17 protein-coding genes are annotated in these 18,820 nt (G+C 70.3%); 11 read left to right on the plus strand and 6 right to left on the minus strand.

Annotated features, from left to right (window positions below):
* Window positions 1-32 precede the first annotated feature (32 nt).
* From JW613_RS14045 to JW613_RS14055, 3 genes are read left to right on the plus strand one after another with little or no spacing between them, the layout of a single operon-like run.
* Window positions 33-1,400, plus strand: coding sequence for a M20 family metallopeptidase (locus JW613_RS14045; protein ID WP_209211140.1), 1,368 nt, complete (start codon window positions 33-35; stop codon window positions 1,398-1,400).
* Window positions 1,397-2,779: an aminotransferase family protein gene (locus JW613_RS14050; protein ID WP_209211141.1), complete on the plus strand. Its 1,383-nt coding sequence runs from the start codon at window positions 1,397-1,399 to the stop codon at window positions 2,777-2,779. The genes JW613_RS14045 and JW613_RS14050 overlap by 4 nt, the downstream gene beginning before the upstream one ends.
* A complete protein-coding gene (locus JW613_RS14055) occupies window positions 2,776-4,323 on the plus strand; it encodes an APC family permease (protein WP_307865890.1) in 1,548 nt (515 codons plus the stop codon). The genes JW613_RS14050 and JW613_RS14055 overlap by 4 nt, the downstream gene beginning before the upstream one ends.
* A gap of 362 nt (window positions 4,324-4,685) precedes the next feature.
* On the opposite strand, the gene JW613_RS14060 is transcribed toward JW613_RS14055, so the two are convergent.
* Window positions 4,686-6,380 (minus strand): tetratricopeptide repeat protein, encoded by a 1,695-nt coding sequence (locus JW613_RS14060; RefSeq protein WP_209211142.1) that lies wholly within the window; start codon window positions 6,378-6,380, stop codon window positions 4,686-4,688.
* 567 nt (window positions 6,381-6,947) lie between these two features.
* On the opposite strand from JW613_RS14060, the gene JW613_RS14065 reads away from it, so the two are divergent.
* Complete coding sequence (locus JW613_RS14065) at window positions 6,948-7,550, plus strand: hypothetical protein (protein WP_209211143.1); 603 nt, start codon at window positions 6,948-6,950, stop codon at window positions 7,548-7,550.
* Window positions 7,551-8,121: 571 nt separating this feature from the next.
* Here JW613_RS14065 and JW613_RS14070 read toward each other — a convergent pair.
* Window positions 8,122-8,817, minus strand: coding sequence for a GntR family transcriptional regulator (locus JW613_RS14070; RefSeq protein WP_209211144.1), 696 nt, complete (start codon window positions 8,815-8,817; stop codon window positions 8,122-8,124).
* A gap of 161 nt (window positions 8,818-8,978) precedes the next feature.
* Between JW613_RS14070 and JW613_RS14075 the strand changes: the two genes are divergently transcribed.
* From JW613_RS14075 to JW613_RS14085, 3 genes are all read left to right on the plus strand, one after another.
* Window positions 8,979-9,512 carry a YbhB/YbcL family Raf kinase inhibitor-like protein gene (locus JW613_RS14075; protein WP_209211145.1) on the plus strand — a complete coding sequence of 178 codons (534 nt, stop codon included), beginning with the start codon at window positions 8,979-8,981 and terminating at the stop codon, window positions 9,510-9,512.
* The gene (locus tag JW613_RS14080) at window positions 9,509-10,213 is read left to right on the plus strand and encodes an iron-dependent transcriptional repressor DtxR (RefSeq protein WP_209211146.1); all 705 of its coding nucleotides are present in this window, start codon (window positions 9,509-9,511) and stop codon (window positions 10,211-10,213) included. Before JW613_RS14075 ends, JW613_RS14080 begins: the two co-directional genes overlap by 4 nt.
* A gap of 408 nt (window positions 10,214-10,621) precedes the next feature.
* A complete protein-coding gene (locus JW613_RS14085) occupies window positions 10,622-11,020 on the plus strand; it encodes an SSI family serine proteinase inhibitor (protein WP_209211147.1) in 399 nt (132 codons plus the stop codon).
* A gap of 114 nt (window positions 11,021-11,134) precedes the next feature.
* Here JW613_RS14085 and JW613_RS14090 read toward each other — a convergent pair whose 3' ends face one another.
* A complete protein-coding gene (locus JW613_RS14090; protein WP_209211148.1) occupies window positions 11,135-11,512 on the minus strand; it encodes a winged helix-turn-helix transcriptional regulator in 378 nt (125 codons plus the stop codon).
* A gap of 119 nt (window positions 11,513-11,631) precedes the next feature.
* On the opposite strand from JW613_RS14090, the gene JW613_RS14095 reads away from it, so the two are divergent.
* Together JW613_RS14095 and JW613_RS14100 are read left to right on the plus strand one after the other, a co-directional pair.
* Window positions 11,632-12,507, plus strand: coding sequence for an NAD(P)-dependent oxidoreductase (locus tag JW613_RS14095; RefSeq protein WP_209211149.1), 876 nt, complete (start codon window positions 11,632-11,634; stop codon window positions 12,505-12,507).
* An 84-nt stretch (window positions 12,508-12,591) separates the two neighbouring features.
* On the plus strand, window positions 12,592-12,870 hold the full coding sequence (locus JW613_RS14100) for a hypothetical protein (protein ID WP_245225592.1): 279 nt from the start codon (window positions 12,592-12,594) through the stop codon (window positions 12,868-12,870).
* Window positions 12,871-13,018: 148 nt separating this feature from the next.
* Here JW613_RS14100 and uriT read toward each other — a convergent pair whose 3' ends face one another.
* Window positions 13,019-14,461, minus strand: coding sequence for a uridine transporter UriT (gene uriT, locus JW613_RS14105; RefSeq protein WP_209211150.1), 1,443 nt, complete (start codon window positions 14,459-14,461; stop codon window positions 13,019-13,021).
* A complete protein-coding gene (gene uriH / locus JW613_RS14110) occupies window positions 14,458-15,528 on the minus strand; it encodes a uridine-preferring nucleoside hydrolase UriH (RefSeq protein ID WP_307865891.1) in 1,071 nt (356 codons plus the stop codon). The genes uriT and uriH overlap by 4 nt, the downstream gene beginning before the upstream one ends.
* Window positions 15,529-15,846: 318 nt before the next feature.
* Between uriH and JW613_RS14115 the strand changes: the two genes are divergently transcribed.
* Window positions 15,847-17,178 carry a LacI family DNA-binding transcriptional regulator gene (locus JW613_RS14115; RefSeq protein WP_307865892.1) on the plus strand — a complete coding sequence of 444 codons (1,332 nt, stop codon included), beginning with the start codon at window positions 15,847-15,849 and terminating at the stop codon, window positions 17,176-17,178.
* Complete coding sequence (gene rbsK, locus JW613_RS14120) at window positions 17,175-18,113, plus strand: ribokinase (RefSeq protein ID WP_209211152.1); 939 nt, start codon at window positions 17,175-17,177, stop codon at window positions 18,111-18,113. The genes JW613_RS14115 and rbsK overlap by 4 nt, the downstream gene beginning before the upstream one ends.
* A gap of 111 nt (window positions 18,114-18,224) precedes the next feature.
* On the opposite strand, the gene JW613_RS14125 is transcribed toward rbsK, so the two are convergent.
* On the minus strand, window positions 18,225-18,608 hold the full coding sequence (locus JW613_RS14125) for a hypothetical protein (protein ID WP_209211153.1): 384 nt from the start codon (window positions 18,606-18,608) through the stop codon (window positions 18,225-18,227).
* Window positions 18,609-18,820 lie beyond the last annotated feature (212 nt).

Here is an 18,820-nt window from a genome sequence, read left to right on the forward strand (position 1 = left end):
AGACCCCCACACGATTCCCGGAAGAAGCGGACGTGGCCGCGCGCATCGGCGCGCACCTCGACGCCCGCTCCGGCGACCTGGTCCGCCTCGCGAGCGACCTGATCGCCTTCGACACCACCGTGCGCGGCGCCCCCGGCGAGCCGGCCCGTGACGAGGCCGACTGCCAGGAGTACCTGGCAGAGCGGCTACGCGCAGCCGGCTTCACCGTGGACGTGTTCACGCCGCGCCCCGGCGACCTGCCCCGCACCCCGCAGACTCCGGAGGGCCTCGGATTCGCCGGACGGCCGCAGCTCGCTGCCCGGCGGCCCGGTACAGGGAACGGCCCCAGCCTGCTGTTCAACGGACACATCGACGTCGTGTCCGCCGAGCCGCGCAACGGCTGGCGCAGCGACCCGTTCCGAGCGGAGGTACGGGACGGACGGCTGTACGGACGGGGAAGCTGCGACATGAAGGGCGGCATCGCCGCCGCCGTGCTCGCCGTCGAGACGCTGACCGCTCTCGGTCTCACCCCCGCCGGTGATCTGCTGTTCAACACCGTCACCGACGAGGAGTGGAACGGCGCGGGCACCCTCGCCTCGGTCGGGTACGGGATCTGCGCCGACGCCGCCGTGGTGCCCGAGCCCACCGACCTGGACACCGTGATCGCCCAGCGCGGCATCCTCGGCGGCACCGTGACCGTGCAGGGCCGCCCCGGACACGCCGAATACCCGCCAGGGGACTGGCGGCACGGCGGCGCGGTCAACGCCATCGAGAAGACCGTGCCGGTGCTGGCGGCGCTGGCCGCGCTGCGGGAGGCGTGGGCCGCCGAACCCGACTCCGCACACCCGCTGCTGCCCCCACCCTCGCTCGTACCGACCACGATCCGGGGCGGCGAATGGTGGGTGACCTACCCGGCTTCCTGCTCCATGGACCTGGACGTCACCTATCTACCCGCGCACGCCGACGCGGACGGCTTCGCTTCCCGGATACGGGAGCGGATCGAGAGGGAGGTGCGGGCCGCCGTCGCCGACGACGGCTGGCTCGCAGCACACCCGCCGGTCTTCACCTGGGAGACCGAACTCCCGCCCGCCGAGCTCCCCGCCGATCACCCACTGGTCGGCCGGCTGGTCCGGGCCGCCGCCTCGTACGGCCGCGCCTCGGAACCCGTGGGCGAGCCCTCCTGGACGGACGCGGCCACCCTCACCCGGCTCGGCGGCACCCCCGCCGTCTGCCTCGGGCCGACCGCCACCCGGCCGGACGGCTCGGCCACCCTGCACACCGTCGACGAGTACGCCGAGCTCGCCGACCTGCTCGATACGGCCAAGGCCCTGGCACTGGCCGCCGTCGCCCTCACCACACCTCAAGGGGCCGGTACGTCGCCGGCCTCCGCCCGCACCGCACCCGAAGGAGCCCGCTCATGACCTTCACCCCCGCCACCTCCACCCCCGACGCGCTCGTCGCCGCCGACCGCGCCCGGATCATCCACCCCTATCTCCCGGCATCCGCCGAGGAACGGGTCGTGATGACCGAGGGCTCCGGCTGCCGGGTCACGGACGTGCACGGACGCAGCTACCTGGACGCCACCGGCGGACTCTGGCTCGCCCAGATCGGGCACGGCCGCGCCGAGATGGCCCGGGCGGCGCAGGAGCAGATGAGCAGGCTGGAGTACTTCACGAGCTTCTGGGAGTTCTCCAACGATCGCGCCGTCGAACTGGCCTGCCGCCTGACCGAGTTGGGGCCGGATGGCCTGGGCCACGTCTACTTCACCTCGGGCGGCTCCGAGGGCAACGAGGCCGCCCTGAAGATGGCCCGCTACTACCACCACCGCCGTGGCGAGCCCGAGCGCACCTGGATCCTGGCCCGGCACAAGGCGTACCACGGCGTCGGCTACGGCGGCAGCTCCGCCAACGGCTTCCCCCTCTACCACGAGGGCTTCGCGCCGATGGTGCCGCACGTCAGCCACCTCACCCCGCCGTGGCCGTACCGCAGCGAGCTGTACGGCGGCCAGGACCCGGCCGACTTCCTGATCCGCGAACTGGAGGAACGGATCGCCGAGATAGGCCCGGGCCGGATCGCCGCGATGCTCGCCGAGCCGATCATGGGCGTGGGCGGGATGCTGGTGCCGCCGGACGACTACTGGCCCCGGGTGCGCGAGGTGCTGGACCGGCACGGCATCCTGTTGATCTTCGATGAGGTCGTCACCGCCTACGGACGCACCGGATCGTGGTTCGCCGCCCAGCACTTCGGCGTCACTCCCGACATCATCGTCACCGCCAAGGGGCTGACCTCCGGCTACATCCCGCTGGGCGCGCTGCTGGTCGGCGACCACGTCGCCGACCAGCTGACCGCGGGGGACGGCTTCCCCATGGGCTACACCTACAACGGTCATCCGGTCGCCGCCGCCGTGGCGCTGGAAAACCTCCGCATCATCGAACGCGAAGGGCTGCTGGCCCGCGCGGTCGAGGCCGGGGCCGGGCTGCACGCCGGACTGGAGGCGGCCCTGGGCGACCTGCCGGTGGTGGGCGAGATCCGCTCGGTGGGCATGATGCTGGCCGTGGAACTGGTCACCGACAAGGAGAGCCGCACCCCCCTGCCGGTGCGGCCGGAGCGGATGCCGCACGACGTGATCCGCCGGGAGACCGGCGTCATCGTCCGGGACGCCGCCCACAGTCTCGTGCTCTCCCCACCGCTGATACTCGATCCTGCCGAGGCCAAGGAGATCGCGGCCGGCATGCGCACCGTACTGGAGCGCACCCGCGCGGACGGCGAGATCGTTGAGGCCGCTGCGAGCACAGCGTGAACGAGGCCACCGACGCCACCGACAAAACCACCGAGGCCCGCCCCGGCCCGGGCGCCCGCCCCGGTCCCAACGGGCTGGGCGAGCCGTCGCCCCCTGCCGTCGGCGCTGTTCCGCACCTGCGGCGCTCCTTGCGCCGATTCGACATCGTCGCGATGGGCGTCGCCGCGGTCATCTCGTTCGACGTCCTCGGGCAGCTCGCCACCGGTGGCGGTGAAGCCGTCACATGGATCGCCGCCATCGTGCTGTTCTTCCTGCTGCCCTATGCGCTGCTGTTCGCCGAGACCGGCGCCGCCTTCCCACAGGAAGGTGGGCCCTACGTCTGGGTCAAGCTGGCCTTCGGCAGGGGCGCCGCCGCGCTGACGACCCTCTTCTACTGGGTCACCAACCCGGTGTGGCTGGGCGGATCTCTGGTGTTCCTGGCCGCCGAGACCTGGGACGACTTTCTCACCCCGCTCGGTCACGGCACCCCGGCCGACTGGACCTTCAAGCTGACCTTCATCTGGTGCTCGATCCTCACCGCCGTCGTCTCGCTGCGGAGAGGCAAGTGGATCACCACGGCCGGCGCGGTGGTCAAGGTCGGCGCCATGGCCCTGTTCACAGTCACGGCCCTGGTGTACGGCCTCCAGCACGGGTTTCCCGGGCTCGGCACCTCCGGTTCCGGATTCGCGCCGTCGGCGGCCGGGTTCCTGGCGCTCGTCCCGGTGCTGCTGTTCGCGTTCGTCGGATTCGAGGCGCCGAGCGCGGCAGGAGAAGAGATGCACAACCCGCAGCGGGACGTCCCCGTCTCGGTCGGCGTCTCGGCCGCGGTCGCCGCGTGCTGCTACCTGCTGCCGGTGCTGGCGATCCTGGCGGTGACCCCGGCCCGGGAGATCACGGGGATCGGCGGGTTCATGGAGGCGGCCCGGCTGGTGTTCGACATCTACGGAAGCTGGAGCGAACCGCTGCTGACGACGGTCGCGTTGATGTTCGTCTTCGCGCTGCTCACCCAGGGCAGCGCCTGGATGATCGTCAGCGACCGGATGCAGGCGATGGTTGCCGCCGAGGGCGACTTCTTCAGCCGTGCCCTGGGCGCTTTCCACCCCCGGCTGGGCACACCGGTGCGGATGAACCTGCTCTCCGGTGTCACCGCGACAGCCTTCATGGGCGCTGCCATGGCGCTGGCCCACCAGGGCGACGCCGACGCCGTCTTCGCCGTCGTCCTCACCGTCGCCGTCACCACCCTGCTGCTCTCCTACCTGGTGATCGTCCCGGCCCTGGTCACGCTGCGCCGCAAACGGCCCGAGGTGCCACGCCCCTACCGGGTCCCCGGCGGCGGACTGGGCTTCCGTCTCAGCGCTTCCCTGGTCTATCTGTGGATCGTGCTCGGCTCCTGGTGTGCCCTCTTTCCCGGCACTCTGGAACCGCTGCTGGGAGTGTCCTACGACTTCCACGGCACCTGGGGCGTCTCCCGCATTACTTTCGAGATCTTCACCCTGGGCACCGTGACCGTCCTACTGCTGTTCGGCGCGCTGGGCCGAGTCCGGAAACGTGGGAGGCCGGGCTGAGACGTCGGCCGTAGGTGGGCCAGGCGGCCACGGGGGTGCCCCCTCGCGTGCGAGTCACGGGCCCGCGGCACTCGGCCGCGGGCCCGCCCCACGACGGGCCGCCGAGGCTGAAGGAAGCAAGGGCGGCTGCCGCCCGGCCATCGCCCTCGCAAAGACCGATGCCCTCCACACGGTGTTCTGGACGGCCGGTCCACCGACGGCTACCGCTGATCTCCGCTCGGACTCCCCGAGTGGCCAAGCATGCAGCGCAGGTTTTCGCGGCTACCGAGAAAGCGCGTCATCGGCCACACCCGTACCGGAAGCGCGCTACCTCCTACGAAGCAGCGGTTTCTCTCATTCTTCATTCCGCGCAGCGCGGCCTGTCAGTGGCAGTGTCCGGCGGACCCGGTGCCGGAGGGGGATTGTCCGACAACCGACAGTCGGCAGAAACAGGAGGCATGGATCGATACGTCGGCCCTGGCCCGGGCGAAGCGCAGCTGCTGCTCGACGAGGGAGGCCTCTCCGCTGTGCCCCTGCCGGACCAGACACTCGTGGAGACCGTGCAGGCTCCAGACGTTGCCCGGGTGCTGTTGGGAGCGTGGGACGGTGCCGTCCAGGCCCAAGTCGGCCCGATACACCGCTGCGGCCTCCTCGACACGGCCCTGCTCCAACAGCAGCGCCCCGTAGGCATGCCGGGTCGGCTGCATCCACCCCCAGGGTTCGTCGTAGGGGAGGTTGTCATCGAGTTCGATCGACCGCCGCAGCACGGCGAAGGCCTCGTCGACGTTTCCCTTGCGGTACTCCACCTCGCCCTCCAACATCGCGGCTGCCACCGCGAGGATGTCCCGACAAGTGTTGTTGAACAGCGTGCGCGACTCCGGGACCCGCGCCACGGCGTCCTCGAAGAGCGCCCGCTGTGCCTGAGCCGTCTCCACCCGGCCGGAGGCGGCGTGGGCGACGGCCTTCGCGTAGTGCATCATCGCCGTTGTGACGCAGTAGAGCTCCGGGTCTCTCGGCAGGGGCGCCTCGATGATCTCCCGCCACATGCCGAAACGGATCAGCACGTGCATGCGCATGGAGAGGAGGCCCTCGAGCCAGTCCGCCATCGGTGGCACCCGGACGCGGAGGAGCTCCTCAGGAACCGCCGCCTCGAGTTCGCTGCACGTGTGCAGCGCGGCTGCACGCTGCCCGAGGAACATCGAGCCGTAGATCTTGAAGTGGAAGTTGTGGCAGCGGTAGAGCGTGTAGAAGTTCATCGGGCCGGAACGCGTCACGAACTTCTCATCCGCCTCGATCGCCCGCGTGTTCGAGGACACCACCTTGGAGTAGTCACCGCACAGGACGTCCAGGTGGGTGGGCATGTGCTGGAGGTGGCCGGCATCGGGGACGAGATCGCGCAGGCGGTCAGCCATCGGCAGGGCCTGCTCCGGCACGGACGACATCTCCATCAGGTGGATGTACATGTGCAGCACGCCCGGGTGGTCCGGACCGCCGGGCAGTCCCAGTGCGTGATCAAGTACGGCACGCGCCTCCACGGCGAAGGAACCCGGAGACGGTTCACCGGTCCACTGGTCCCACAGCTGCCACGGGGTGAGGTTCATCAGCGCGTCGGCGAACAGCGCGATCACGTCGAGATCGTCGGGATGCTCGGCATACACCAGGCGCATCGCCTCGGCATATCGGTGGTTCCACACCGAGAGGTCCGGCGCCGCCTCCGGCTGCGGATATCGATGCCGCAGCGCGCCGATGAGCGCCCGCTCGACGGGCATGGTCCGGTGCGCGAGACGTTCCGCCCGGGCGGACGCCTCGAACGCCCGGGAGATGCTCGATTCGAGATCGGCAGGGTCGAAGCGTTCCCAGGGCTTGTTGTAATTGGGGCCCAGGGCGTAGGCGATGCCCCAGGAGGCCATGGCACATTCCGGGTCGAGCTCACGGGCGCGCTCGAAGCAGTCGATGGCTTCCTCGTGGTTGAAGGCATAGCTCCACACCAGCCCGCGGTCGAACCAGGTCTGCGCCTCCCCCACCCCGGTCGACACCTGTCGAGAGCAGCGGCCGAGATCGTAGTAGTAGTCGGTCATCGAGCCTCCTTCGAAACGCCCGGCGTCGCGTCAGGTCACCTCTGGCCGGGTCCAGTCAGCGGGTCCTGTTCGATGACAGGCTCGACCGATGCCGGGGGCAGCGTCGGGCGCGCAGCCCTTCGGCCGCGTCGATGAGCTTGGGGGCCAGGTCCGGTGTGCATCGGTGGCGCGGGTGCACAGGCTGCTGCGGCCAGGAGCGCCGCCTCGGCGATCTGCTCCTTGGCCACAGCCGCCATCTTCGCAGCAGGTGCTGTGGTCCTCGGCGCAACACACGCGCTGGGTGAGGGACACACCTGCGACGCGCTCAGCTCACGGGCCTTGTGCGCAATGCGATCGATCCTGTGTTCGGTCGACGGAAGTGGCTCGCCTGCCCGTTGCCGCCTCCACTCGCTCGGCGTGCGCGTCCCGGCCGACTGCGTGGGCGGAGTCCCACCGCCAGTGGCAATCGGTGATCGGCAGGTGTATGGGTGTTCGTGAGGAATAATGGGGCTGTCGGCCCCTGCCGGGGCCGTGTGGGTGACGGGGGAACCGGTGGGTGGACGGCACGTGCGGAAAATGCTGCGGCAGATGGCGAGCGGGGAGCCCGTCGAGGTAGCCCCCGCCCTGGGATCGATGAAGAAGCTCTCCCGCCTCGCCTTCATCGCCCAGCAGTTCGGGTACGAATACGCAGACGTACGGCAGGGGGGCGGGCCGCAGGGCAACGGGTATGTGATGTTGCTCGTGCCCGACCCCAGCCCGCAGGCCCGCGAGCGGGCGGCGCAGAACTGGGCGCGGTACCCGAACGCCGTCGACGGGGGCGCGCTGCCGCCCCTCGCCCCTGCGGAGGTCGAGCTCCTGAAGGCCCGCATCACATTCGACATCACCACCATGTACACCAGTAAGCAGCTGGTTGTACTCGCGGGTGTGGGCGCTGTTCCGCTGGCCGTGCCCATCGGTTTCCTGGTCAGCGCGGGCGCCACTGCCGTGGTTGTCGCCGGGGCCGCCTGGGCCGCGCTGATGGCGCTCGTCCCCGTCGGGTTCGCCGTCAACCGGCGCCACAGGGACAAGCACGCCGCTCTTCTGGAGGGCGCCGGGTTCACACAGGTGACCGACCAGGAAGGGCGGATGCGGTACGTACCACCGAGCGGGCAGCTTCCTGGGCACGGCAACCCGTTCGCCGTAGGGACATGAGAGCCCTCGGCGCCGGGCCCGCCCGCCGCCGAGCAGAATCGGCAGGGTGCAGGCTGTCGCCGGTGACCGGCTGGCGGGGATCCGGCCAGGCCCGGGTCTCACTCGGCGCCGCCGTCGTCCGCGAAAGTTGTCCCGTCCACCTCCCACATTCGTCGTAGGAGACCGCAGCAGTACCACCGGGCGCACCCGCGGGCGGGACAGCGGGGCCAGGGGCAGCGGGCGATACCGGCTCCCCCGTGGTCCGCTGCTGCGGAAGACCGATCCTTCCCAGGAAGGCCTGCACACCCTTCCAGGCGAAGGAAGCCGCACCGATCCAGCCGCCGTGGTTGCCGTGTTGGAGGAGGCGTTGACCAGGTACTACGGCGGTCACGCGCCAGGTCACGCCGCCAACGCTGACCGACGGGGTTTCAGCCGTGGTGGGTTGCGCCCCTCTCACTCGATGCAGCCAGCAGTCAAACATCGACGGGCCCCGAACAGACAGCTGCCGCCCCGAGTGAGCAACATATGGTCACAAGCTGAGCAGAGCCGGAACACGACGCGGCCACTGTGACAAGACCCGCGGGAGGGCCGACTACCCGTCTTCGGGGTGGGCACCGCCGATCAGTCCGGCCGCGGTCAGCGTGAGGTGCTGGGCCAGCAGCGCGGCGGCGGTGTCGGCGTCGCGGGCCAGCGCCGCCTCCTCCAGCCCGCGGTGCTCGGCGGCACCGTCCCGGGCGGGGTCGCGGTGCGCCGACCAGCGGCGGGCCAGTTCGCTCGCGGTCCACATCCGGTCGAAGGTCTCCAACAGGACGGGGTTGCCGCACCCCTCCAGCAGGGTGCGGTGGAAAACCCGGTGGGCTTCGGACCACGCGCCGCTGTAGTACGCACCCTCCTCCGGCACATACGCAGGGGTGCGGGCCAGGCGGTGGTGGGCGGCTCGCACGCGGGCCTCCCAGTCGAGGTCGCCGCGCTCGATGGACATGCGCAACATGACCGGTTCGACGGCCCGGCGGGCTTCCGCGATCTCCTGCCAGCGGCGGTCGGAGAAGGCCGGGACGGCGAAGCCACGGTTGGGCAGCCGGTCGGCGAGGCCGTCACCGGCGAGCCGCACGAGTGCTTCGCGCACGACGGCCAGGCTCACGCCCTGTTCCTTGGCGAGGTCCTGCGGTTTGAGCGCGTCGCCGGGGACGTGGTCCCCGCGCATGATCGCGTCCCGCAGTTGTGCGTGGACCTGCTCGGAGAGCATCTGCTTGCCCGACGAGGTCGAGCGCTGGCCGGTCTGAGTCATACACCCACCATAGACGATCCGGCGAATAATCGATTATTGGTGCTACAGTCGATTGACGACGAGGGACAGCGGCGACAGCGGTGTCCTTGCACGACGCTGCTGCCCTCCCTCCGTTCGCCCGCACCACCACCCCAGAGCACGACCTGAAAGGAACGACGCCGTTGAGTGCCAACGACCCCTTCGCCCGTCTCCCCGAGGCGGTCTCCTTCACCGTCACCAGCACCACCGTCACCGACGGCGCCGCTTGGCCGCCCGAGCAGTTCTCCTCCGGTGTCCCCGGCGGGAAGGACATCTCTCCGCAGCTGTCATGGAGCGGCGCCCCGGACGGCACCAAGAGCTACGCCGTCACCGTCTACGACCCCGACGCCCCCACCGGGTCCGGTTTCTGGCACTGGGCGGTCGCCGACATCCCCGCCACCGTCACCGAACTGCCCGAAGGAGCCGGCGACGACATCGGCTCGGGCCTGCCCGACGGCGCCTTCCAACTGCCCAACGACGCCCGCGCGGCCCGCTTCATCGGTGCCGCTCCACCGGCCGGGCACGGCCCGCACCGCTACTTCACCGTGGTGCACGCCCTCGACGTCGCCTCCATCGGCGTTCCGACCGACGCCACCCCGGCCGTCCTCGGCTTCACGATGGCCGGTCACATCCTCGGCCGCGCCGTCCTGACCACCACCGCCGAGACTCCCGCATGACGCACAGCGCAACCCACCTCATCGACACCACGGAGATGTATCTGCGCACCATCCTGGAGCTCGAGGAGGAGCACGTGGTCCCTCTTCGCGCCCGCATCGCCGAGCGCCTGCACCAAAGCGGTCCCACCGTCAGCCAGACCGTCGCCCGCATGGAGCGCAACGGCCTGCTGCATGTGGCCGACGACCGGCACCTGGAGCTGACGCAGGAGGGCCGCCGGATCGCCACCCGCGTGATGCGCAAGCACCGGCTCGCAGAGTGCCTGCTCGTCGATGTGATCGGGCTGGCGTGGGAGCAGGTCCACACCGAAGCCTGCCGGTGGGAGCACGTGATGAGCGAAGCCGTCGAACGCCGCGTCGTGGAACTGCTGCGCCACCCGACACAGTCGCCCTACGGCAACCCGATCCCGGGCCTGGCGGAACTCGGCGAGAAGAGCACCACCGAGCCGCTCCTCGACGAGAGCATGGTCAGCCTCAGCGACCTGGAGCCCGGGCCGCACGGCGCGAGCGCGGTCGTACGGCGCATCGGGGAACCGGCGCAGACCGACTCCCGACTGCTGTACGCACTACGGCACGCCGGGGTCCGGCCCGGCGCGCTCGTGAGCGTGACCTCGACGCCCGGCGGCGTGCTGGTCGGCAGCGGCACGAAGAACGCCGAACTCCCCGCACAGACCGCCGCGCACATCTTCGTCGCCGAGCACTGAGCCCTGTTCGTCGCCGAGCACTGGGCCCAGCCGGCCCCTGGGGCCGGCCGGCCATCGGTCCGTTGCCGTAACCCACGCAGCCACCAGGGTGGCCCCCGACCACGCTCACGGTCGAGGGCCACCGCTCGCTGCCCCGGTGTTCCCCGCCCGGTGTCCCCCGACTGCGGGGTCGCGATACCCGTGCCGGGACGACGGGGGTACTGGGAAGGCATCGCACGAGAGCGCACGTTCGGGACGGACACCTGGCCCTCTGCTGTACCCCACGGCCCGCTCGGCCACCTCGCCGGGTACCCGAAAGAGTGGACATCGCGGGGTGTCGGGACCCGGCGGCGCCCACCGCGGATACCTTGCGACTGCGGCTCAATGCGCTAGGGGGTCCCCGAAATGATCCGCTCATGGATGCGAGTGATGGCCATCTGCGTCGCCTTGGGGGGAGCATTCGCATCAGCCCCTGCCGCAGCGCATTCCTTCAGCGAGCAGGGCTCCTACACCCTCACCCTGTACGCGGTGAAGGGGACCCCTTACGACTCCGACGCGCCCTTCCACAGGATCGCGAGCGGCACCCTGCGATGTGGTCCGGATGGTGGCTCGCACCGGGCGCCCCGCGCGGCATGCGACGATCTGCGTGCCGCCAACGGTTTCATCGATCTCGTCCCCGAGGCCTCTGGTCCCTGCTCGTCGGAGAATGCCCCCGTCTACGCAGTGGCTGAAGGACGATGGAAGGGCGAGCCCCGCCTGTTCGGCAAGGTCTTCAGCAATCGATGTATTGCGGTGCGCTCGACGGGAGGGGCAGTCTTCCGGATCTGAGAGCCGGCCGGTGGGCTGCTTGACTCTCCGCACACCAGCGGTCTGCTGCGGTCACGAATCGCGATGCTCCGTGTTCGCCGGAAGACCTGTGCCCAATGTCCAGGCCCACCGCCGCTATCGGCGAGCTGTCGTGTCCGAGTCGGCGACGATCTTTTCCGCTCCGATCCGCCGCATGCGTTCGCTGCCCCATTCTCCCAGGGAGGCCAGGGCGGCGTTGAGTGAGACGCCGTGCTCCGTCAGGGAGTACTCGACCTTCGGTGGCACCTCGCGGTACACCTCACGATGCACGAGCCCGTCTTCTTCCATCTCCCGCAGATGCTGGATCATCATCTTCTCGCTGACGCCCGGCAGTCCGCGTCGCAGTTCGGCGAACCGACGGGTCCCGTGGTGGTGCAGTTCCCAGAGGATGAGCGACTTCCATTTGCCGGCGACCACGTCCATCGCCGCGTCGATGCCGCAGAAATAGGGACCACGCCGCGCTGCGGTTGCCATTCGGCCTCCAAGAGGTACTTACTCGCGGGTGAGTACCCGACTAATTAGTCCGTACTGGTCAACTCTACTGGCTGCGGCCAGGATCGGACCGAAGGACGAACAGAAGGGGAAGCACCGAAATGACAAGTGACAACAGCGTCCAGGTGAGTGTTCTCGGGCTGGGGGCGATGGGCAGCGCTCTCGCGGACGCCCTGGTGAAGGCCGGCTACGAGATCACCTGCTGGAACCGCTCACCGGGGAAGGCGGACGATCTCGTTGCGCGGGGCGCCAAAGCTGCCGACACGGCCGGCGACGCGGTCCGGGCCGGCCAATTGGTGATCGCATGCCTGCTGGATCACGCATCGGTCCACGAGGTGCTCGATCCGCTCTCCGATCAGCTGGCCGGACGAACCCTGGTCAATGTGACGACGACGTCTCCTGCGCAGTCACGGGAGTTGGCCGATTGGGCCGCCCGAGCCGGAGTCACCTATCTGGACGGCGGCATCATGGCCGTACCGTCCATGATCGGCCGGCCCGGGGCATCGATCCTCTGCAGCGGATCGGCCGACGCCTTCCATCAGCACAAGCCACTGCTCGACCTGTGGGGAACCGCCACCTACTTCGGTGAGGATGCCGGGCTGGCGTCCCTGTACGACCTCGCCCTGCTCGCGGGCATGTACGTCATGTTCGCCGGGTTCATGCACGGCGCCGCCATGGTCGCGCCGGCCGGTGTGACGGCGGGCGAGTTCGCGTCCATGGCCACACCTTGGCTGACCGCCATGACCGGCGCCTTCGAAGAGTTCGCCACAGTCATCGACGGCGGGGACTACACCGTCGAGGGGCAACAGAGTCTGCAGTTCGCCGACCTGGGTGACCTCCTGGCGGCCAGCTCCGCCCAGGGCATCAGCACCGAGGTGGTCGCCATGGTCCAGCGACTCGTCCAACGCCAGATCGACGCGGGCCACGGAGAGGAAGGCTTCGCCCGCATCATCGAGAGCATCAAGCAACCGGGCTGAGACCCCGCGCGGACGGGCGTGGTCCGCGCGGACGGGCGGTGGGTGCGTCGTCCGCCTGTGCGCGCGAGCTCTACAGTGCTGTTCATGGACTTGGGGGCGGTGCTGATCGCAATAGCCGGCGTCGCGGGAACACTCGGGGGCGCGCTGCTCACCCAGCGCGGCGCGGACCGGGCCAAGCAGCGGGAGCTGGAGTTGAGCCGCGCCATCGAGGAAGCGCGAGAGGATCGCGCACTCCGCCGCAGCAGCTACACCGAACTGCACCGGGACGCACGCCAGTTCGCTACGGCTCTCAGTCGGCATCTGTACGTCCTGCTCTTCGCAGACGAACGGCGGGGGCGAAGGCCTCAAGCAGAACACTTCTGAGCGGACTCGGCTCCTGCTGACCGCGCACGAAGCGGGAAGCCCTCTGGGCGTCTCCCGAGGGAGTCCAGAGCCCCCCGGGTGCGACCGGCCGACATCAGTGGCACGCAATGTGCCGACGGCAGCTCAGCACCAGGGAGGCTCTTGGGACTCACTCCGACTCGGCCGCCACCGGCTTGGGGATGAGGAGCGAGGTGCCGAACGCGACGGCGAGCAGCACCACACCGGCGATCATGCCTGCCGCGTACCCGGTGGACGAAGAGGCGTCCTCGGGCAGGGCCGCGGTCTGCACGGCGTAGATCACCGCGAAGCTGAGCCCCGAGCCGAGGTTGAACGCGCCCGCGTTGAGCCCCGGCAGGAAGCCGGGGTTTTCGCGCGGCGAGTGCACGATGCCCAATCCGTTGAGCACGATGTTGGCCACGCCCGCGTACGCCACACCGACCAGGATCGAGGCCGCGAGCAGCAGCCAGCGTGAGTGCGCGTCCAGCGTGAGCAGCATCAGCACGACCGTCGCGGCGGCGCCGACGAGTCCGGCACGCAGGATGCGGCCGTAGCCGTGGGTGGCGGCGAGCCGGCCGGCGAGCGGTCCCATGGCCAGGCCGGCCAGCGCGTAGGGCGTGAGGGTCCACCAGGCGGACTGCTCGGCCGACATGCCCAGTCCGGCCTCGGCGTCCTGTGCGAAAGCGGGCAGCAGGCCGTTCATGATGGCGAAGACGCCGGTCATGGTGAGCACCGTGGTCAGCAGCGTCGCCCAGGTGGCCCGCCGCCGCAGATGACGGGTGGCCACCAGCGGGTGCGTGCCGCGGTCCTGGACGCGCCAGAACAGTGCGAAGGCCAGCGCCGAGACCGCGACGAGCCCGCCGGCGAAGGGCCAGTTCGCGGCGCCCAGCTTGCCCGCCTCGTTCAACGCGATGAGCATCGCGCCCACGGAGACCACGAGCAGGGCGACGCCCGGCCAGTCCATCCGGGTACCGGAGGCGGCACGCGACTCGGGTGCCAGCGTCGCCACCAGAACGGTGCCGAGGGCGGCGACCAGGGCCATCGTCCAGAAGACGGCCGCGAAGCCATGGTGGTCGGCCAGGTAGCCGCCGGCGAGCGAGTCGATGCCCGCGATACCGCCGTTGACCGCGGTGACGACACCCAGCAGGGTGCCGTACTTCTTCGGCTCGGTGACCTCGACCCGCAGCATGATCAGGCACAGCGGAACCGTCGGCCCGGAAACGCCCTGGATGACGCGGCCGGCGAACAGCATCGGCACACTGTTCGCCAGCGCGGCGACGACACAGCCGACGGCCATCAGCGCGAGCATGCCTGTCAGCACCTTGCGGCGGCCGATGAGGTCGCCGAGGCGCGGGAGGAAGAGGGAGAAGAGCGCGGCCGAGGTGAAGAACGCCGTTTGCGTCATCCCGACCTCGGCGGAACTGGCGTGCAGGGAGCGCTCGATGCTGCTGAGCGCCGGGCTGAGCATGCTCGCGTTGAGCTGGAAGGCGAAGCAGGCCATCAGCAGCGCCGTCATCAGCACGCCGACCCGCACGGGCCGGCCTTGGCGCAGGTGCCCCTCGGGGGCCGGGGCGGTGGTGGAGACGTCGGTCATGCCCGTCCCACCCGTTCGTCGGATGCGGTGGCCGGTGCGCCGGTCGTCTCCTGCGCGGTCGCCTCGGCCGCGGCGCCGACCGTGCCCGAGGAGTCCTCGGCCGCCGACCGCGTCCCCTCGGCGCCGCCGCCCTCGCCGATCCGCTCCAGGGCGTCGATCACCAGGTCCCAGAACCGGGCGTGGTCCAGGTCGACGGCGACCTGGGTACGGCAGTCGGCCGGCGCCGGCGCGCGGAAGTCGGTGACCGTCATGCCCAGGGTCAGTCCGCCGCGCAGCTCGATGTCGACGGGTGCCTTTCGCACCGTCATCACGTCCGGGTCGATGACGTAGGCGACGGCGCACGGGTCGTGCACGGGCGGGTGTGCGAAGCCCTGACTCTCCAGGTAGGTGGCGCCGAAGAAGTCCAGCAGCTCTCGGACGAAGGTCGCCGGGCGGGTGCCCAGTTGTGCGATCCGCTCGGTGACCTCCGGAGTGGCGAGCGCCTGGTGGGTGAGATCGAGGCCGACCATGGTGACGGGCCAGCGCTCGTTGAAGACGATGTGCGCGGCCTCCGGGTCGATGACGATGTTGAACTCGGCCACCGGGCTCCAGTTGCCCTGGTGGTAGCCGCCGCCCATCAGGACGACCTCGCGCACCCGCTCCGCGATCCGCGGCTCCTTGCGCACGGCCAGTGCGATGTTGGTGAGGCCGGCCGTGGGCACCAGGGTGATCTCGCCGGGTTCGTGGGCCATCACCGTGTCGATGATCAGGTCCACGGCGTGCCGCTCGTCCACGTCGAACGCGGGCTCGGGCAGCTCGGGGCCGTCCAGACCGGACTCGCCGTGGATGTCCGCCGCCGTCTCGACCGTGCGCACCAGCGGCCTGGGGCAGCCGGCCGCGAAGGGGACGCCGGTGATGCCTGCGATCCGGGCCACGGCGAGCGCGTTGTACGTCACCTTCTCCAGCGTCTGATTGCCGACGACGGTGGTGACGGCGACCAGCTCGACATCCGGATTGCCGTGCGCGAGCAACATCGCGATCGCGTCGTCGTGCCCCGGGTCACAGTCGAGGATGATCTTTCTGGCCACGAAGAGCCCCTTTGCTCAGCCCTCCCTCGCCCCACCCGCCGCCCCCTGGCGGCAGCGCGACGGGAGGGCAGGGATGCGTGTTGCAGGAGCGACGGGATTGGTGGGAAAACGTTCTCCCAAGACTTTGCGTAGCGGGCTACCGGATGTCAATGGAGGACTGCGTCACACCCCTTTCACCTGGGGCTGAACCGGATGGAACTCGCCCTGATAACGTTTGCCGACCTTCGACCTGGCATGCGCGATAGGATCCGCCCGCCGGACTCCGACGAAGAAGTGGTGGCCGCCGTGAACCCTGGCTCAGACGTCACACTGCGCGACGTGGCACGCGCTTCAGGCTGCTCCGTATCCACCGTCTCCCGGGTGTTGGCCAACTCCCGGCCCGTCGGCGCCGGCACCGCTCGCCGGGTCCGCGAGGCCGCCGAACGCCTCGGCTACCGGCCCAACCAGGTCGCGCGCGCCCTGCGCAGCAGAAGCACCGCCACCGTCGGACTCGTCCTCCCCCAGATCACCAACCCCTTCTACCCGACACTGGTCCGGGAGCTGACACACGTACTGGACGAGCGCGGCCGAGCCGTACTGCTCGCCGACTGCGACGACGATCCGGCCAAGGAGGCCGCACGCATCGAGTCCCTGCTCGCCCGGCAGGTCGACGCACTGCTCGTGGTGCCCGTCGACGAACACCGCAGCCGCCCTGCCGTCACCGCGGCCGCCGCGCGCGTCCCGCTGGTGCTGCTCGACCGCAGCTGCGGGCCCGGCGTCGCCGACCTCGTTGCCGTCGACAACGCCGCGGGAATGGCGCTGGTACTCGACCACCTCGCCGCGCAGGGCCGCCGCCGGCCCTGCTACATCGGCGCTGACGGCACCGCCTCGGCCGCCGCGGAACGCCGCGCCGCCTACGAGACGGGCGTCGAGTCCCTCACCCCCGGCGAGCCGCCGCTGCTCGCTCTCGGCGACTTCTCCGCCGCTTGGGGCCGGGAGGCCGTCGACCGGCTGTGGAACGAACGGCGACGCGGGGACGGTCCGGCCTTCGATGCCGTGGTGTGCGGCAACGACCTCATCGCGCTCGGTGCCATCCAGCGGCTACGGCAGCTCGGCGCGGACGTGCCCGGCCAGGTCGCCGTGACCGGCTTCGACGACGTCCCACCCGCCGATCTCGCCGATCCGGCCGTCACCACCGTGCGGCAGCCGGTGCGGGACATCGCCGTCGAAGCGGTGCGGCTGCTGGAACGACACCTCGCCTCCGGGCACGACGCCGGCCAACCGACCGACGGCGAACGGGCTGACGCCGGATCGTTCGGTGGCGACTCGGCCGATGGTGAATCGGTCGACAACGCACCCGTCGACGGCGGACCAGCCGACAGCGCCCGCCCCGGAGCCTCTGTGGCCGTGTCGCCGAGCGGAGCGAGGACGCGGCACGCCGTACGGCTCGCCCCGCAACTGGTCGTCCGGGCCTCGACGGCGCCCGCCCCGCCACCAGCCACCGGAGCCTTCGGGCCCTTCGGAGCCAGAGGCGACACCGGCAACGGCCCGGCCGCCTCCGGCGCCCCTGGTGGGAGCCCTGCCGGGGATCCGGTACGCCACGCCACCACCCCCGCCCCGCGGTCCACCGATTCCCCCTCCGCCCCTCTCTCCTCGAAGGCAGCCCCGTGATCGCAGTCGTCGGCAGTCTCAACCTCGACCTCGTCACCTCGGTACCGCATCACCCGGTACCGGGCGAGACGGTGCTGGGCGGGGACATCGTCCGCCACCCCGGTGGCAAAGGAGCCAATCAAGCCGTGGCCGCGGCACGGCTCGGCGGCGAGGTCTCGTTCGTCGGCCGGGTCGGTGACGACGACGATGCCGAGGTGATGCTGAGCGCCGCCCGCGATCAGGGCGTGGACGTCGGCCACATCCGGCGGACCTCCGGCACGCCGACCGGCCGCGCCCTCATCGCCGTCAGCCCGCAGGGCGAGAACACCATCATCGTCAGCCCCGGTGCCAACTCCCGACTGAGCGCCGCCGACTGCGCCGCCGCGGCCGACACTCTCGGCCGGGCGCGGGTCACCGTACTCCAGCAGGAGGTACCGGACGAGGCCAACCACGAGGCAGCGCGGCTGTCCGGCGGCACCGTGCTGTACAACCCCGCGCCCGCCGTCACCGGAGCCGAACTCCCCTCCCGAGTCGACCTGCTGGTGCCCAACCGCACCGAGCTCGCCGCGCTCGCCGGGCTCTCCTCGACGCCGGAGACACTCGACGATGTCTCGGCGGCGGCGCGACAACTGCGTCGCCTGGGAGTCGGCGCCGTCGTCGTCACCCTCGGCGGAGACGGCGTCCTGCTGTGCGAAGGAAACGCCGGCCTGCACATTCCGGCCTTCCCCGTGACAGCCGTCGACACCACGGCGGCAGGCGACTCGTTCTGCGGCGCCCTGGCCGTGGGGCTGGCCGAAGGACGGTCGCTGGAGCAGGCCGCTCGATGGGCGGCAGCGGCAGCGGCCATCAGCACCACACGCGCCGGGGCGCAGCCGTCGCTGGCCCGACGCGAGGAGACCGAAGCCCTGCTCGCCCAAGGGGCGCTCGGCGAGTCGCTGCCCGGGGCACTCGACTGAGACCTCGCCTTCCGCCCGCACCACCGTTGCCGCCCCGATCCACTGTTGCCTCCCCGATCCGGCGACGGCTGAGGCTCCGACTCGGAGCCTCAGCCGTGTGCAGCGGAGCTGTCAGCAGTGGTTCAGGGAGCCGCCCTCGTAGGTGACGTTGTCCCCGGACGTCCAGCCTCGGGTGTCGGTCCCGGCCTTCCTCCCGTACACCCAGACGTTGCCGTAGTAGTTGTACGTGTAGCACCACACGTAGAACTTGGTGCCGCTGCTGATGCGTGCGACGTTGCCGCACTCCGCCGCGGGACGCGTCTTGAGGTTGTAGGTGCCGTTGAAGTACCCCCACGCCGACGAGTTGTTCCTGTACGACTGGTAGTCGCAAGGACTGGCCGCCGCGCTCGGCCCTTCACTGTCAGCTGCGCCGGCAGTTGAAGCACCTGTGATGGTGCCTCCCACCAGACAAGCCGTCGCCCCCAACAAGGCAACGACGTTCCGCCTGACACGCATGAAGCCCCCTCCTGTCGGTCAGATGTTCCGCACAGCACACTATTTCGCCACCAAATCTCCGCAAGACCGCCTTATGAGACATACGAAACGCCACAAGAGCTCGTAGCCCGCTCCCAGGTCCACGCTGTACGGGACCCCGCAGTACGACGGCACCGAACGGAACCCCCTTCTTCAGCGCCCGCACCAAGACCTGTCTCCACTTGCGACATTGA

Source organism: Streptomyces smyrnaeus (genome assembly GCF_017676345.1).
In the GTDB taxonomy this organism is placed as follows: domain Bacteria; phylum Actinomycetota; class Actinomycetes; order Streptomycetales; family Streptomycetaceae; genus Streptomyces; species Streptomyces smyrnaeus.